We start from the raw sequence: 15,718 nt of genomic DNA on the forward strand, positions 1-15,718 counted from the left end.
CGGGGCCCTTCGCACTACTGCGCGGGCCGCGGCTACGTCGCCGACCGAGCTCGGTGCGGCTCCTCGTGGGGCACCACCTTGGGGAGCACCTTCGGTGCGACCTTCACCCCCACGTCGAGGGCTGTGCCGGCGGCATACATCTTCTGGGCTGCCGGACCGTTGGCGCTGGCCCGCCGCCACCCGTCGAGGAACACCTGATCGGCCTTAACCTGCGCTGCGGTGCGCACCCGGGCCACCGCCTGCTCCCGCGACACCTTCCACACCGGGGTGGTGCGCACCGGGCGGGGCGTGACCTCGAGGAACCTGGTCGGGGTGGCACGATCATCGGCCTCGACCCGGAACCGTGCCCTGATGGCGTCGCGCCTGGCCCTCGCCTGCTGCGTCACCCCGAGGGCGAGCCGCTGCTGCGTGGTGAGCCGGCGCGTGCTGCTGAAGAACGAGCCGGATGCCGACTTCGTGGCCCCCGCGGTGCCGGCGATCTTGAGTGCCCCGGCCACATTGGACGCACCGGCCATCGCGACCGTGGTCCCGAGGTCGGACCACGACCCCTCCCCGTACCCCACGAGCAACGTGGTGTCGGCAGCCAGGTTCAGGACGTCACCGGCAGCGGCGACCGGACGCAGGCAGGGCGCCACTGTCGCAACGGTGCCCACCGCCGCCAGGTTGCGACCGACCGTCTGGCCACCCGCCACCAGCCGGTAGAGCGCCGAGTCGGTCACGGCATCCTGCGTCAGCGCTCGCACCGCGGCCGAGCACCGAGCATCCACCGCACGGAACCGCTCCATGGCGGCCGCATGCCGGGCCCGGGCGCTGTCCCTGATGCGCACCTGGTCACGCTGGAGGGCGCGCACCGCAACGACGTCCGGCGAGACCTCGTCGGACCCGGCACTGATCAGGGCGTATGCACGGTCCTCCAGCACCGCGTACGTGTCCTGAGCCTCGGAGTCGTCACGGATCGCCCCCTCGACGACCCGTTGCGCCTCCTCCATGGCATCGGCGAGCTCGCGCAGCGGCACCGCAGCGCCGCCGAGTCGCCGCGCCACGGCATCCAACAGGGGCGGCGCCTCGTCGAGCCTGGCCCCGAACGCCTCCCCCGATGAACTCACCCACGTCGCGCCACGCTTCAACCCTGCGAGCACCGTCGTCACATCCCCGACACGACGTGACGACGCGGTCAGCCGGTCGGCGAGCTCACGCACGCCGCTCGGGCTGCCCGACAACGGCTCCAGGATCATGGCTGGGCACCGCCGAACAGTCGCCTGACCCCGGCCTCGGTGTCGACGTACACGGTGCCCGCGCTCACCGCAGCCTCCCCGAGCGAGCCGAGGGCCCTACCGAGCGCGATCCGCTGCCGGCGCCACCCCCCGAGCAGCTCCTCCACGGCAGGGCCGCTCTCCCCCGGCCCTAGCACCATGCGCTCGATCGAAGGGTCCTGCATCAACAGGAAGTCGGCGCCCACCTCGGTGAGCGACACCCCCAGCTCGGCGACCTGCGCCCCGTCCACCCGGATGATCGTCATGGCCACCACGGTAGGTGGCCATGACGATCAGCCCGGAAAGTTATCCACAGGCACTGAACCTGCCTGCACCACAACGTCTTTCGACACCCTGATGCAGAGTAGAGCCGCTACTGCGTCGCGGCGGCGGCGAACCCGGCATCCAGGTCGGCCAGGATGTCCTGGATCGACTCGAGGCCGACCGCGAGGCGCACCAACCCGGGCGTCACGCCTGCGGCGAGACGGTCCTCGTCGCCACCCTGGCTGTGCGTCGTGGATGCCGGGTGGATCGCGAGCGAGCGCACGTCACCGATGTTGGCGACGTGGCTGTGCAGCGTCAGCCCCTCGACGAAGCGCTGCCCCGCCTCGAGGCCACCGGCGATCTCGAACGCGAGCACCGCACCGGCACCCTTGGGTGCGTACTTGTCGGCCAGCGCCTTGCTCGGGCTGCCGTCGAGCGAGGCCCAGCGCACCGACTCCACCTGCGGGTGCGCGGCCAGGTGGGCCGCCACGGCGCGGGCGTTCTCGATGTGTCGCTCGACGCGCAGGCTGAGCGTCTCGATGCCCTGGGAGATGAGGAAGGCGTTGAACGGCGAGATCGCCGACCCGAGGTCGCGCAGCAGCTGCACGCGGGCCTTGAGGATGTACGCGAGGTTGGCGCCGAGCGCGCCACCGACGCCGAGGTCACGAGCGAACACCAGCCCGTGGTAGCTCTCGTCGGGGGTGTTGTAGTTGGGGAAGCGCTCCGGGTCCCGGGCGAAGTCGAACGTTCCGCCGTCGACGATGACGCCGGCGATCGACGTGCCGTGCCCGCCGAGGTACTTCGTCGCCGAGTGGATGACGACGTCGGCGCCCCACTCCAGCGGACGGATCAGGTAGGGCGTCGCGATGGTGTTGTCGACGACGAGCGGCACACCGGCCTCGTGGGCGACCCCGGCCACCCCGGCGATGTCGAGCACCTCGGCCTTGGGGTTGGCGATCGTCTCGGCGAAGAAGGCCTTGGTGTTGGGGCGCACGGCGTCGCGCCAGGCCTGCAGGTCGGCCTGGTCCTCGACGAAGGTCACGTCGATGCCGAGCTTGGTGAAGGTGAACTTGAGCAGGTTCACCGTGCCGCCGTACAGGGCCGAGCTGGCGACGATGTGGTCACCGGCCTCGGCGATGTTGAGCAGGCCGAGCGTCGTCGCGGCCTGCCCCGACGAGACGAGGAGCGCCCCGACGCCACCCTCGAGCGCCGCGATCCGCTGCTCCACGGCATCCTGCGTCGGGTTCATGATTCGGGTGTAGATGTTCCCGAACTCCTTGAGCGCGAACAGGTTCGCCGCGTGCGTGGTGTCGTTGAAGACATAGGACGTCGTCTGGTAGATCGGCAGGGCCCGGGCACCGGTGGTGGGGTCGGGCACCTGGCCGGCGTGGATCTGCGTGGTCTCGAAACCCCACTGGGACGGGTCGGTCATGGCATTGCCTCTTTCGAACGAGCGCTTGCGTGCCGGCGGGCGCCGGTCGCCAGGTCTTCACCCGGGGCACCCCACCGCGGGTGGAGGGTTGCCGGCCAGCGAGCCGGGGCTTGTCGCTGGCACTCATGACCTGCCGGGACTATACGACGGCATCCGGATGCCGGTCACGCGGCCCCCGCGCCCATCTCACCTCGCGAACGCGACAGGATGGCTCCATGACCCTTCACGCAGACGAGTACCAGGCCGCTCCCGGACGTTACGAGGCGGGGATGCCGTATCGCCGCGTCGGCCGTTCGGGGCTGGACCTCCCGGCGATCTCGCTCGGGCTGTGGCACAACTTCGGCGACGACGTGCCGCTGGAGCGCCAGCAGGCCACGCTGCGACGGGCCTTCGACCGGGGCGTCACGCACTTTGACCTCGCGAACAACTACGGCCCGCCGTACGGCAGCGCCGAGCGCAACTTCGGGTCGATCCTCGCCCGCGACTTCTCCCGCTACCGCGACGAGCTGGTCATCAGCTCCAAGGCGGGCTACGACATGTGGCCCGGCCCCTACGGCCAGGGCGGTGGCTCGCGCAAGTACGTCATCGCCTCGTGCGAGCAGTCGCTGAGGCGCATGGGCCTGGACTACGTCGACATCTTCTACAGCCACCGCTTCGACGAGACGACTCCCCTCGAGGAGACGATGGGTGCGCTGGATTCGCTCGTGCGCTCTGGCAAGGCGCTGTACGTCGGCATCTCGTCGTACTCGGGCGAGCGCACCCGCGAGGCCGCGGCGATCCTGCGGGAGATGGGCACCCCGCTGCTCATCCACCAGCCGTCGTACTCGATGCTCAACCGCTGGATCGAGCGGGCCCCCGGCTCTGCCGGGGCGGACCTGCTCGACGCGGCCGACGAGGTCGGGGCCGGGGTCATCGCGTTCTCCCCGCTCGCGCAGGGGATGCTGACGGACAAGTACCTGGGCGGCATCCCCGAGGGCTCTCGCGCGGCTGCGGGCAAGTCGCTGGACCCGGAACTGCTCACCGAGGAGTCGCTGCGCCACGTGCGGGCGCTGAACGAGATGGCGCAGACGCGGGGGCAGTCGCTCGCCCAGATGGCGCTGGCGTGGGCACTGCGCGACCCCCGGGTCACCTCCGTGCTCATCGGTGCGTCGTCGGTCGAGCAGCTCGACGACAGCCTGGATGCCGTGGGCAACCTGGACTTCTCCGCCGACGAACTCGCGCAGATCGACCAGCACGCGGTCGAGGCCGGCATCAACCTGTGGAAGACCTCGAGCGACAAGTGAGTTGAGCAGACCATGACCAACGACACCGAGGCGACCAACACCGTGACCACCGGCACCGAAAGCACCGACACCTACATCCCCAGCCCGTCGGACTGGGTCCGCCAGCAGGTGGAGACCATCGAGGCCACCGGGGACACCCGCTCGGTCGACATCATGGGCCTGCCCGTCGTCCTGCTGACGATGCGTGGCAAGAAGACCGGCGCGCTGCGCAAGGTGCCCCTCATGCGGGTGGAGCACGACGGGGTGTACGCCGCGGTGGCCAGCAAGGGCGGCGCCCCCGACCACCCGCAGTGGTACTCGAACCTGCTGGCCAACCCGACCCTGACGCTCATGGACGGCACCGCCTCGTGGGATGCCGTCGCGCGCGAGATCACCGGTGAGGAGCGGGAGCAGTGGTGGGCACGCTGCGTGGCGGCCTTCCCGAACTACGCGGAGTACCAGGCCAACACCGACCGGACCATCCCGGTGCTCCTGCTGGAGCCGGTGCCAGTGGGCTGAGGCCCGGGCAGGACCAGCCGGGCTGAGGCTCAGGCAGGGCCAGCGCTGTCGACCCGGCGGAACCACCACAGGCCGAGCACGGGCAGCACGAGCGGGACGAAGCCGTAGCCCTGGCCGAAGTGCGACCACACGGTCTTGTCCGGGAAGGCGTCGGGCACGAGGAACGACGCCGTCCCGACGACGAGCACGCCGACGAGCTCGATCGCGCACGCGATGACTCCGACGCGCACCCACCGTCCGCCCCGGGCGAGGCACCAGGTCGCGAGCACGTAGACGGCGGCCGCGAGCGCGGAGAGCGTGTAGGCGAGCGGCGCCGCCCCGAAGTCGGTCGTGATCTGAAGGATCGAGCGCCCGGTGGCGGCGAGGGCGAGCACGCCGTAGACGGTGACGAGGATGACGCCGGGCCCACCGAGGGCCCGGCGGTCGGCGGCTCGATCAGCGGCGGAGCGCGCCTCAGGCACTGAGGTTCCAGATCTGCTGGAGGCGGGCCGTCATCACGGCGACGGCGAACGCGCCAACGGCCAGGGACCCCATGGCCCAGACCGTCTTCTCCTTGATCGTCAGCAACACGGTGCTGATCGGGATGACGGGCAGCGACACCAGGTAGGCCACGAACGTCGCACGGTCCGTGGAGTCCTCGACCTCCCCGAGCCCGACGAGCCCGAGCACGAGCTGGACGATCAGGCCGATCTCCAGCAGGGCCGCGAGCAACAGCACCCGGTCGTCGATGAGCCGGTCCCGGACGGCGTAGAAGCCCGAGACGACGAGCAGCACGGCCGCCAGGCCCACGACGGCATACGTCAGCGGCGCGATCACGTGTGTCAGCCTACCCGCGGGTATGGTCCCCACATGACCAGTGCACAGCTCGGCGACGTGACCATCGAGTTCGAGATCGACGGCCCCGACGACGGCATCCCGATGCTCCTCGTGATGGGGCTGGGCGCCCAGCTCGTCGCGTGGCCGACCCCGATCATCGACGGCCTCGTCGAGAACGGCTTCCGGGTCATCCGGATGGACAACCGCGACATCGGCCTGTCAACGAAGACCCAAGGTCCGGCACCGACGCGGGCAGACCTGCTCAAGGCCTTCGCCCACCGCCGCTACGCCCAGTCCGACTACCTCCTGGCCGACATGGCCGGCGACGCGGTCGCGCTGCTCGACCACCTCGACATCGAGGCCGCCCACGTGGTCGGTGTGTCCATGGGCGGGATGATCGCCCAGCAGCTGACCATCGACCACCCGACGCGCGTGCTCAGCCTGTGCTCGATCATGTCGAACACGGGCTCGCGCCTGCACGGGACGGTGGCCCCCAAGCTGCTGCCGACCATGGCGATGACCATGACCACGCCGCGCCCGACCGACCCGGACGAGGCCGAGCGCCGCGGCGTCGAGAGCTTCCGCCTCATCGCCGGGCCGCACTACGACGCCGACGAGATGGCCGTCATGGTCCGCCGGGCCATCGACCGGGACATCAACCCGCTCGGCACCGCTCGCCAGCTGCTCGCGATCCAGGCCAGCCCCGACCGCACCCCCGGGCTGCGCACGATCACCGTGCCGACCGTGGTCATCCACGGCCTGCTCGACCAGCTCGTCCTGCCGAGCGGTGGTATCGCGACCGCCCGGGCCATCCCGGGCTCACGCCTGGTGATGTTCCCCGACATGGCCCACGACCTGCCGGGTCCGCGCCGCGCCGAGATCGTCGAGGAGATCGTCCGCAACGCCGCGCGGGCCAAGGTCTGCGTCAGCCAGGACTGAGGACTACGGACGCTCGAGGGCGTCCGCGACGGCATCCACGAGCATGCCGACCTCGTCAGCCGTGATGACCAGCGGCGGGGCGATGCGGATGGTGGACCCGTGGGTGTCCTTGGCGAGCACCCCGCGCCGCATGAGGCGCTCGGAGACCTCGCGGCCACTCGGACCGCCGGGCTCGATGTCCAGCCCGGCCCATAGCCCACGGACCCGGATGCCGGACAGCCCGTTTCCGTGACCCGTGCGCACGAGCGGGGTGAGGAGCTCGCTGAGCAGGCTGCCGAGCTCGGTGGCCCGTGCCTGGAACTCCCCCTCGGAGAGCATGGTGACGACCTCGTGGCCGATCGCGGCGGCGAGCGGGTTGCCCCCGAAGGTCGAGCCGTGCGACCCGGGGGTGATGACCTCGAGGATCTCGCGGTTGGTCGCGATGGCCGAGACCGGGTAGAGCCCACCGCCGAGGGCCTTGCCCATCACGTAGATGTCGGGAACGACGTCCTCGTGCTCACACGCGAAGGTGCGTCCGGTGCGGGCGAGCCCCGACTGGATCTCGTCGGCGAGCATGAGCACACCGGCCTCGTCGCAGATCTGGCGCACGGCCCGCAGGTAGCCCTCGGGTGGGATGACGACGCCGCCCTCGCCCTGGATCGGCTCGAGGAGGACCGCCACGGTGAACTCGTCGACCGCCTGGCGCAGCGACTCGACGTCGCCGTAGGTGACCGTGCGGAAGCCCGGGGTGTATGGCCCGTACTCGTCGCGGGCGACCTTGTCGTCGGAGAAGCTGATGATGGTCGTCGTGCGGCCGTGGAAGTTGCCCTCCATGACGATGATGTTGGCCTGGTCCTCGGGCACCCCCTTGACGCGGTACCCCCAGCGCCGGCTGACCTTCAGGGCGGTCTCGACGGCCTCGGCGCCGGTGTTCATCGGCAGGACCATGTCCTTGCCGGTCAGCTCGGCTAGGGCCTGGGAGAACGGGCCGAGCTGGTCGTTGTGGAAGGCCCGGCTCGTGAGGGTGAGCCGCGAGAGCTGGTCGTGGGCGCGCGCCAGCAGCCGCGGGTGCCCGTGGCCGAAGTTCAGTGCCGAGTACCCGGCGAGGCAGTCGAGGTACCGCTTGCCGTCGACATCGGTCACCCAGGCACCCTCCCCGTGGGAGAGCACCACCGGCAACGGGTGGTAGTTGTGCGCGGCGTAACGCTCCACCTGGGCAATGTGTGCGGCGGTCTGGGCGCTGCCCACGTGGCTGGTGCTGTCTGACGTCATCGTCGCCTCCTCGCTGGTGAGCGTAGCGGTCGGCGAGGTTCAGCGCGCGGGTGGGGCGGACGGCATCCGGTCGTGGCGGTCCGGGTGCGCCGGCTCAGGTGTGCCGGGTCAGGTCGAGCTCGGGGCGAGGACGAGGTAGCCCTGCGCGACCAGGATGATGATGAGCGCACCGATCTTGTCGGGGCCCAGCACCGTGCCGAAGTGCACCCGGTCGACGATGACGATGCCGACCTGGAGCAGCACGATCCAGCCCATCGTCACGACCGCGAGCTCGGCGTACTGCAGCGACGAGGCGTAGAACCAGAACAGGGCGACCGAGGCGATCGTGCCGAAGGCGATAGCGGCGATGCTCTGCTTCTCCGCCCACTCCTTCGCGGCGATCGCGCCGAGCAGGTCGAGTCCCGCGAGGACGGCCATCGCCAGGGTGGCGACGACGGGCACCGGCCAGGATGCCGGGAACCTCATGAGCGGGATGACGTCGAGCGCAGCCATGGCAGACCTCCGGGGGGTCGCGGTCACGCCCGTGCGCGACCTCAGCACCAAGGAGGGCTCACGCGGCCCGGTGATACATCCGTCAGGCGAGCCACATCTCGCCGACGCGGTCGGCGATGCGCTGGCCGTGGGCCCGAGCCGTCTCGAAGGTGTCGGCGCCGCGGCTGAAGTCGAGCGGGTTGGCACCCATCGCCCACAGGTCACGGGCGTCGGGGACGACGAGGTGGGTGCGCGATGCCGGTCGCAGCGAGCGGAGCTGGCGGGCCGGTAGGTCGCGCAGGTGCGAGGCCACGGGGTAGGGCGACAGCGCGAGCACGCGACGGTGCCCTGCGGCCAGGTCGGCGTTCGCGACCGTGCGCAGGCCGCCGTCGACGTAGCGCCGGCCACCGACCTCGACGGCCGGGAACACTCCGGGCACGGCACAACTCGCGGCAACGGCTCGTTCGAGCGGGACACCGCTCGAGTTGTCGAACACGACCGAGGTTCCGGTCTGCGCGTCGACAGCCGTGATGAAGAGGCGCTTGTCCGGCCACTCCTTGCCGACGAGTCCGAGACCGATGGCCTTCAGCCACTCCTCCTCGGTGGTCGTGCGGGCGGCGAGGGCCGCCTGCCCGACCAGGGCGCGGCCACGCTTCTTGTCCAGCGACAGCTGGGCGCGCAGGTACCTCGAGGCGTCGGCCGGCCCGAGGCGACCGATCTCGGCGATCTGGGCACCCTCGCGGATCCGGGCGAAGGCGAGCGACTCCTGGGTGCCGACCCGCAGGTGGGCGGCGACCATGGACCCGGCTGAGGTGCCGATCATCGTGTCGGCCTCGCGGACGTCGACACCGCCGTCGCGCAGCCCCATGATGACGCCGGCCTCCCACGCGATGCCGGTCGCTCCGCCACCGGCGAGCACGAACGCCCGCTCGTTGTCGGTGGTCGGCGGCTGCCAGCTCGCGAACTCGTCGCCGCCGTCGGTGGTGGCGCGCACGGCGACGCTCCCCTGTGGCGCGGCCGTCTCCGTGTCCGTGGCCCCGGACACGCCCGGGGCGCGCCCCGTGCCCCCACTCGGGGTCTCGAGGGACAGTTGCTGCACCTGTGGCGCGATGTTACTCACGAGTACAGTTTGTCACGCCACCCGCGTCGCCCGCACGTCCGCACGGGGTGAGAGTGCTCACGCCGTGCCGTCACACCGAGTGCCTCACGCCGAGTGCCTCACCCCGAGTGCCTCTCGCCGAGCCCATCACACCGAATGCCTCAGACCCGTCACACCGAGCGGGCTGCCGTCGCCGGCTCGAGGCGGACCTGCTCGAGGGGAAGGCTCACGAGGTCGTCGCCCACCCGCACCTGGCAGCGCAGCGTGCCGACGTGCTCGACCTCACCGGACCGCCCACCCCACGGCCCGGACAGCACGTGCACCACGTCACCGAGGTGGACCGGCGGGCGTCGCGTAGCGGTCGGTCGCACGGTCTCAGCAAGCGCGGCCAGCTGCTCGGCGTACGACGGGGGCAGAGGAACCCGGCGGCCGCGGAACGTCCAGGTGAACAAGTGCTGGGGGTCGAACCGCGTCGAACACTGCCCGCAGGACATCAACCGGGTCGGGCCTCGGTGGCGAGACTTCTCGTGACCCGCCGGGCAGCGACCGACCCAGTCCTTGGGCACGCGAGGGGCCTCGGGCGAGACGTACTGCCGCCCGCTGGAACCGATCTCGCGAGCCTTGGCCTGCCACACGGCATCATGACCGTGCCGGGGCCCGACGAGGGCGTGGGCGATCTCGTGCAGGATCGTGTCGAGCACCTCGCTCTCGTCGTGCAGCGCGGTCAAGGGGCCGCTGATACCGATCTCGCGCCGGGAGTAGCGGCACACCCCGGCCCGGGTCTTGGCGCGGTCGGCGACGATCGTCCAGTCGTCGAGTCCGTGTTCGCGCAGCAGTCGGCGACCCGTGGCCAGTGCCCTGGTGATCTCCATCAGCCCTCCTCTCGCGACCGGTCGTTCCCCGCGGTGTTCCCTGCACCGTCCCTGCGTGGCCCGTGCCCTGATGTGCTGCTCTATGCCCCCGACCCTAGGACGAGGCACTGACAGCCCCTCGCCACGACGCGCGCCCACGCCCGTCCACCGACCTGCTGCACACTGATCTGTGGGGGCTGCGCGCTCACGACCACAGGTGCAGACTGTCCCCCGTGCACGTGCCCACGCCGACCCTGCCCATCGGCCTTCGCCTGCTGCGCAACTACTCCGGTCGACACCTGCCCCAGGACGTCCTGGCCGGGCTGCTCGTCGCCGCCCTCGCCGTCCCACAATCCCTGGGGTACGCCGTCGTCGCAGGAGTTCCGGTGCAGGTGGGGCTCTACACCCTGCCCCCGGCCCTGCTCGCCTACGCGCTGTTCGGCTCCTCGAGGCTGCTGTTCGTCGGGCCGGTGTCCACGGTCTCGGTGCTCTCGGGATCGATCGTCGGCGCCCTCTCCGGCGGCAACCAAGAGCTGGCCATCACCCTCACGGCCATCCTCGCGCTCACCGCCGGGGCCGTGCTCGTCGCCGTGGGGTTGCTCCGGCTGGGATGGGTGGCCCAGTTCCTCAGCGAGCCCATCGTCACCGGTTTCGTCGCCGGCCTCGTCGTGCTCATCGTCATCGGTGAGATCCCCGCCCTGGCGGGAGTGAGCGCCCCGAGCGGCGGCATCTTCCAGCGCATCGACGAGACGGTGCGCAACCTCGGCGACTTCCACGGCATCACCCTCGCCGTCGGCGCGGGTGCCCTCGCCGTGCTGTTCGTGGGGTCGCGACTGCTGCCCCGGGCGCCGTGGTCGCTCATCGTCCTCGTCGGCGGGATCGCCGTGTCGACCACCGCCGACCTCGCCGCCAGAGGCGTACGGGTCGTCGGTGAGGTGCCGACAGGCCTGCCCCTGCCGTCCATCCCGGTCGTCGACGTGCAGCTGTGGAGCGGCATCATCACCGGCGGCATCGCCATCGCCGCCGTCGGGATCGCCGAGGGGCTGGCTGCGGTGCGCACGTTCGCCCCGACCGGGGCCATCGACCCCGAGAGCGACAACCGCGAGTTCGTCGGGCACGGGGCCGCCAACCTGGCCTCCGGCATCTTCGGCGGCATGGGGGTCGGCGGGTCCCTGTCGAAGACGGCCGCCAACGCCCGCGCCGGCGCCTTCACCCAGGTCAGCGGCGTCGCCGCCGCCCTGATCGTCCTGCTCTTCGTCGCCTTCGCCGCCGGGCTGCTCGCCGACCTGCCACGAGCCGTGCTGTCAGCCATCGTCATCCACGCCGTGTGGGGCCTGGTGAGCCCGTCGACCTTCCGCCGCTACGCCGCGGTGCGCCGCAACGACTTCGTGGCGGCCGTCGTCGCCTTCGGCGGGGTGCTCTTCCTCGGCCCCCTCAACGGCCTGCTCCTCGCCATCGCCCAGTCGCTGCTCGGGCTGGTCTACCGCTCGATGCAGGTGGGCATCGACGAGATGGGCCGGGTCGAGGGCGAGAAGGCCGCCTGGGGATCTGTCGCCAACGACTCAAGCCGCCGCACGTACCGCGGGGTCACGGTGCTTCGTCCGGACGGGCCGCTCTTCTGGGCCAACGCGACCTCCGTCGTCGGTCACATCGAGATGGCCACCCGGGCCCGACAGCCGCTCTACGCCGTAGTGCTCGACCTCGAGGCCACCAATCAGATGGACACGACGACCGCCGAGCGGCTCGACGGGCTACTCACCCGGCTGCGCGCGGAGGGCACGGACCTCTACCTCGTGCGGGTCTTCGGCAACGTGCGTGACGTGCTCTCGAAGTCCGGCTTCCTGGAGACCCTCGGCCCCGACCACGTGTGGCACTCGATCGCCGCCGGGGTCAAGGCGGCCCGGGCCGCCCGCGCCGCCGGAGTCGACCCGGCCAACCCCTTCCCCACCGAGGACGAGGTCGAGGCCCTCGACGAGCCCGATGAGCTCGACGAGGGGGCCGGTGAGCGGATCGCCTCGAAGGGCGAGCGCTCCTGATCCCTCCCGGCGGATGCCGTCCGCGGACTGTCGCAGGACGACCGCGACGTGCGCGGACGGCATCCGCCACCCACCGCCCGAGAGCGGTGGGTCCGTCAGGGGTAGGTGGTGACGTAGGCCGGCAGGCCGGACCTCGTCGCATCCACCTGCTCACCCACGCCGTTGACGACGTGGCGGATGGTGCCCGCGTCGAGGTTGACCGTGAGCAGGTGCGTCATCTTCACCCCGGGAGCGTCCGGAACCTCGAAGCCGTTCTCGGTAACGATGCTCGGGTCGTTGCGGTTGAACACGTAGGACCCGCCACCCCACAACTGGTGGGTGGTCACGTCGTCAGAGACCTTGTACCCGGGGTAGCCCAGGGTGCCGTCGGGCTGGGTCCAGTCGGCCTGGCTCGGCGGGTCGTAGGGCAGCTCGTTCTGGTAAAGCACCACGCGTCCGCGCTCACCGTTCCAGATGGTGTTGTGCTCTTGGTAGTGCTCGACGAACAGCCCGGTCGCCGTGACGTCGTCGCCGTTGACGATGAGCCCGTTGCGGCCGGTGTTGGTCGCCCAGCGCTGCGAGTCGCCCTCGTTGGGGCCGGTGAAGCCCTCGACGCCGTGGTCGGCGCGCCACACCCAGGTGTGGTCGACGAGCACGTTGTCGGCGTCGATCTGCAGCGACACGTCGGCCTTGCCGATGTGTGGTCCACCGACGCGGAAGTACACGTCGCTGAGCGTCACGGGGTTGGCCAAGGTCGAACCCTGAGCCGGGTTGCGGGGCCGGTCTGCGCCGACCTGCATGAGGACCTTCGAGTTCTTCAGCCCGGCATCGATGGTGACCCCGGCGACGACGATGCCCGCCCGGTCGGACACCGTGATGGGCGTCGCTCCGTTGACGGCGGTCAGCGTCGCGTGGCCCATGCCGAGCACGACGGTGCCGGGGCGCTTGATGTCGATGCTGCGGTTGATGTCGTAGACACCGGGGGTGAGAATCAGGTTCTTGCCGCGGGCGAGCTGGCTGTTGATCGACTGCACCGAGTCACCGGGCTTGGCGATGTGGAACTCGGAGAGGTCCAGGGTGCGACCGGCCGTCAGCCCGTCGCCCCACGTGGTACCGCGGGTCTCGGCCGCGGCAGCGGGGACGCGCACCTTCCAGGCGCCGCTGTCGCCCACCCACAGCCACGGCTTCTCGCGGCTGAGCGGGGTGGTCTCCAGCGTTGTGTACGGCTCGGTCGGGAAGTTGGCGTCGCTCGGGGCGCCCTCGACACCCGCGAACACCTGGTTCCACACGCCGTTGCTCCAGCCGCCGACCTCGCTGTTGCGGGTCAGCCACTGCTGCTGCGAGCCGTTGATGACGAAGGATGCCTTGGAGTCGGCGATGAAGCCGCCGCTCGCGAACTGCGGGCCCGCGGTGCAGTAGTCCATCAGCGAGAGGTTGCCGCCGGTGACCTCGACCCGTCGCAGGGAGACCGCCTGGCTCACGGCCCAGAAGTTCGCCGACGCCCGGCATCCGTCCTGGCCCGCGCCGTTGACGTTGATCGTGAGGTTGGACATCGTGCGCCAGAAGTTGTTCAGCGCCACGCAGTAGGTCGTGCCGCCGTCACGGATCCACCGGTCTGGGTCGCCGCCGCGGGCAGGGCGGCGATGGAGGACACAGACGCGGCGGATGCCGTGGACGCTGCGGGTGCCGCACTGGTCGCCGCCGCCGCGGTGGTGGTGCTGACGGCCGCGGTCAGGGTGAGTGCGCCGATGGCGACGACGGATGCCGTGGCCCGAGCGGATGCCGTGGCGCGCGTTCTCCGTCGGGCTCCGGCGGGGAGCCACGCGGGTCGGGGGTCTGGACTCTTCATGGGCAGGCCTCTCCTCCGCGGGCCCACTCGCCGATGAGAGAGCGCTCTCACCAGAGAACCACACACGGTCCACCCTGACAACCGTTGCGAGCGGAGCAGTTTCAGGGTTGGACAGGGCCTTTGTCTCACCAGGGGTCTCTGCGTCACCGGGCAGAGGCCCCGGTGCCGCAAGGGCACACCGACCCACGCAGCCACGGCGCCCGCGTGGGTCGGCTGCTCGCGTGGGCCGCGCCCCTGGTCAGCCCCGCTGGGCCACGATCTCGTCGGCGTGCGCGACGACCCACCCGAACAGCGGCAGCAGGTGCGCGACGAGCTCCTCGCCCCGCGGCGTCAGGCTGTAGTCGACCCGGGGCGGGATGACCGGCTGCGCGGCGCGGTGCACGAAGCCGTCGGCCTCGAGCGTGCGCAGGGTCTGGGCGAGCATCTTCTCGCTGATCCCCTCGGCCCGGCGGCGCAGCTCGCTCCAGCGCTGCGACCCGTCGGCGAGCGCGACGAGCACGAGGACGCCCCACTTGCTCGTGACGTGGTCGAGGACGACCCGGCTGGGACAGGCGGCCGGGAACACCTCGGGCGCGACCGGCATCCGTCGCCCGTCCACGGCGACCGATCCGCTGACCTGCTGGGTTACCTGCACGTGCGTACCTTACTTCAAAGTGCGTACTAACCATGGGGAAGTACCTGGCTCCCCCGCCGGTTGGCCCGGACGACCACGCGCGCACCACCCGCGCACCACTGCTGAAAGAGGACCACCCATGACCATCGTCGTCACCGGAGCCACCGGCCAGCTCGGCCGCCTCGTCGTCGAGTCCCTCCTGCGCCGCGGCGCCTCCCCCACCGACGTCGTCGCCACCGGCCGCGACGAGGCCCGTCTCGCCGAGCTCGCCACGTCGGGGGTGCGCACCGCCGTCACCGACTACGCGGATGCCGCGTCGCTGGCAGCCGCGTTCCAGGGCGCCGACCGCGTGCTGCTCATCTCCGGCTCCGAGGTCGGGCAGCGCCTGCCGCAGCACACCGCCGTCGTCGATGCTGCGAAGGCTGCCGGCGTCGGGCAGCTGCTCTACACGAGCATCTCCCACGCCGACACCGCGCAGATGGCGCTGGCCACCGAGCACCGCGAGACCGAGCGAGTCATCCGCGAGTCCGGCATCCCGTTCACCTTCCTGCGCAACAGCTGGTACCTGGAGAACTACCTCTCGCAGGTGCCCACCCACCTCGAGCACGGCGTCGTCGGGGCCACTCGGGGCGGGCGGATCAGCGCCGCCACGCGCGCCGACTACGCCGACGCCGCCGCTGTCGCGCTGCTCGCCGACGACTCGGCCGGTCAGGTCCTCGAGCTCGGCGGGCCGTCGTTCACCCTCGCGGAGCTCGCCGCCACCGTGGCCTCGGTCTCGGGGCGGGAGGTGACCGCCACCGAGGTGTCCGCCGAGGAGCTCACCGCGATCCTCGTCGGGGCCGGCCTGCCGCAGGGCTACGCGCAGGTGCTCGCGAGCGCCGACGAGGGCATCGGCCGCGGCGAGCTGGAGGTGAACACCGGCGACCTCGAGCGGCTCATCGGGCGACCGCCGACGACGCTGCGCGAGGCGATCGAGCAGACCCTCGCACCCTGACGCCGCGAGGTGTCGAACGGACCTTCGCGGCCTGACGCCCGACGCCGACGGCCCGGCACCACGTGGAGGGTGTGCCGGGCCGTCGGGGGG

At 71.2% G+C, this 15,718-nt stretch carries 17 protein-coding genes and 1 riboswitch; of the genes, 5 read left to right on the forward strand and 12 right to left on the reverse strand.

Going from position 1 to position 15,718, the window contains the following annotated elements:
• Positions 1-32: 32 nt before the first annotated feature.
• The 3 genes from C8E84_RS04510 to C8E84_RS04520 all read right to left on the reverse strand — a co-directional run bounded on the left by C8E84_RS04510 (position 33) and on the right by C8E84_RS04520 (position 2,949).
• Entirely contained in the window at positions 33-1,235 is a 1,203-nt protein-coding gene (locus tag C8E84_RS04510; protein ID WP_159899851.1) for a hypothetical protein, read from the reverse strand.
• On the reverse strand, positions 1,232-1,519 hold the full coding sequence (locus C8E84_RS04515; RefSeq protein ID WP_159899853.1) for a hypothetical protein: 288 nt from the start codon (positions 1,517-1,519) through the stop codon (positions 1,232-1,234). The genes C8E84_RS04510 and C8E84_RS04515 overlap by 4 nt, the downstream gene beginning before the upstream one ends.
• A 107-nt stretch (positions 1,520-1,626) precedes the next feature.
• Complete coding sequence (locus tag C8E84_RS04520) at positions 1,627-2,949, reverse strand: bifunctional o-acetylhomoserine/o-acetylserine sulfhydrylase (protein ID WP_159899855.1); 1,323 nt, start codon at positions 2,947-2,949, stop codon at positions 1,627-1,629.
• A 16-nt stretch (positions 2,950-2,965) separates the two neighbouring features.
• Positions 2,966-3,080, reverse strand: a riboswitch (SAM riboswitch).
• Positions 3,081-3,164: 84 nt separating this feature from the next.
• Here C8E84_RS04520 and mgrA point away from each other — a divergent pair.
• Positions 3,165-4,232, forward strand: coding sequence for an L-glyceraldehyde 3-phosphate reductase (mgrA, locus tag C8E84_RS04525; protein ID WP_159899857.1), 1,068 nt, complete (start codon positions 3,165-3,167; stop codon positions 4,230-4,232).
• Between the two features lie 12 nt (positions 4,233-4,244).
• Positions 4,245-4,730 carry a nitroreductase family deazaflavin-dependent oxidoreductase gene (locus C8E84_RS04530; RefSeq protein ID WP_159899859.1) on the forward strand — a complete coding sequence of 162 codons (486 nt, stop codon included), beginning with the start codon at positions 4,245-4,247 and terminating at the stop codon, positions 4,728-4,730.
• A gap of 29 nt (positions 4,731-4,759) precedes the next feature.
• Here C8E84_RS04530 and C8E84_RS04535 read toward each other — a convergent pair whose 3' ends face one another.
• Together C8E84_RS04535 and C8E84_RS04540 are read right to left on the reverse strand one after the other, a co-directional pair.
• Positions 4,760-5,191 (reverse strand): hypothetical protein, encoded by a 432-nt coding sequence (locus tag C8E84_RS04535; RefSeq protein ID WP_159899861.1) that lies wholly within the window; start codon positions 5,189-5,191, stop codon positions 4,760-4,762.
• Positions 5,184-5,546 carry a hypothetical protein gene (locus C8E84_RS04540; protein ID WP_159899863.1) on the reverse strand — a complete coding sequence of 121 codons (363 nt, stop codon included), beginning with the start codon at positions 5,544-5,546 and terminating at the stop codon, positions 5,184-5,186. The genes C8E84_RS04535 and C8E84_RS04540 overlap by 8 nt, the downstream gene beginning before the upstream one ends.
• A gap of 33 nt (positions 5,547-5,579) precedes the next feature.
• Here C8E84_RS04540 and C8E84_RS04545 point away from each other — a divergent pair, with 33 nt between their 5' ends.
• Positions 5,580-6,485: an alpha/beta fold hydrolase gene (locus tag C8E84_RS04545; protein ID WP_159899865.1), complete on the forward strand. Its 906-nt coding sequence runs from the start codon at positions 5,580-5,582 to the stop codon at positions 6,483-6,485.
• A gap of 3 nt (positions 6,486-6,488) precedes the next feature.
• Here C8E84_RS04545 and rocD read toward each other — a convergent pair whose 3' ends face one another.
• The 4 genes from rocD to C8E84_RS04565 all read right to left on the reverse strand — a co-directional run bounded on the left by rocD (position 6,489) and on the right by C8E84_RS04565 (position 10,178).
• The gene (rocD, locus tag C8E84_RS04550; protein WP_159899867.1) at positions 6,489-7,736 is read right to left on the reverse strand and encodes an ornithine--oxo-acid transaminase; all 1,248 of its coding nucleotides are present in this window, start codon (positions 7,734-7,736) and stop codon (positions 6,489-6,491) included.
• Positions 7,737-7,844: 108 nt separating this feature from the next.
• Positions 7,845-8,228: a hypothetical protein gene (locus tag C8E84_RS04555; RefSeq protein WP_159899869.1), complete on the reverse strand. Its 384-nt coding sequence runs from the start codon at positions 8,226-8,228 to the stop codon at positions 7,845-7,847.
• An 82-nt stretch (positions 8,229-8,310) separates the two neighbouring features.
• Positions 8,311-9,327, reverse strand: a complete 1,017-nt coding sequence (locus tag C8E84_RS04560; protein ID WP_159899871.1) for a patatin-like phospholipase family protein — start codon at positions 9,325-9,327, stop codon at positions 8,311-8,313.
• A gap of 149 nt (positions 9,328-9,476) precedes the next feature.
• Complete coding sequence (locus C8E84_RS04565) at positions 9,477-10,178, reverse strand: SprT-like domain-containing protein (protein WP_159899873.1); 702 nt, start codon at positions 10,176-10,178, stop codon at positions 9,477-9,479.
• Between the two features lie 212 nt (positions 10,179-10,390).
• Here C8E84_RS04565 and C8E84_RS04570 point away from each other — a divergent pair, with 212 nt between their 5' ends.
• A complete protein-coding gene (locus C8E84_RS04570) occupies positions 10,391-12,193 on the forward strand; it encodes a SulP family inorganic anion transporter (RefSeq protein ID WP_159899875.1) in 1,803 nt (600 codons plus the stop codon).
• A gap of 95 nt (positions 12,194-12,288) precedes the next feature.
• Here the strand turns inward: C8E84_RS04570 and C8E84_RS04575 are convergent, their stop codons facing one another.
• The 3 genes from C8E84_RS04575 to C8E84_RS04580 all read right to left on the reverse strand — a co-directional run bounded on the left by C8E84_RS04575 (position 12,289) and on the right by C8E84_RS04580 (position 14,604).
• Entirely contained in the window at positions 12,289-13,752 is a 1,464-nt protein-coding gene (locus tag C8E84_RS04575; protein ID WP_211675397.1) for an adenylyl cyclase, read from the reverse strand.
• Positions 13,743-14,021 carry a hypothetical protein gene (locus tag C8E84_RS17630; protein WP_170296249.1) on the reverse strand — a complete coding sequence of 93 codons (279 nt, stop codon included), beginning with the start codon at positions 14,019-14,021 and terminating at the stop codon, positions 13,743-13,745. The genes C8E84_RS04575 and C8E84_RS17630 overlap by 10 nt, the downstream gene beginning before the upstream one ends.
• Positions 14,022-14,259: 238 nt before the next feature.
• Positions 14,260-14,604 carry a winged helix-turn-helix transcriptional regulator gene (locus tag C8E84_RS04580; RefSeq protein WP_159904477.1) on the reverse strand — a complete coding sequence of 115 codons (345 nt, stop codon included), beginning with the start codon at positions 14,602-14,604 and terminating at the stop codon, positions 14,260-14,262.
• Between the two features lie 169 nt (positions 14,605-14,773).
• On the opposite strand from C8E84_RS04580, the gene C8E84_RS04585 reads away from it, so the two are divergent.
• Complete coding sequence (locus C8E84_RS04585) at positions 14,774-15,628, forward strand: SDR family oxidoreductase (protein ID WP_159899877.1); 855 nt, start codon at positions 14,774-14,776, stop codon at positions 15,626-15,628.
• Positions 15,629-15,718 lie beyond the last annotated feature (90 nt).

Origin of the sequence: Ornithinibacter aureus (assembly GCF_009858245.1) — a bacterium.
GTDB lineage: Bacteria > Actinomycetota > Actinomycetes > Actinomycetales > Dermatophilaceae > Fodinibacter > Fodinibacter aureus.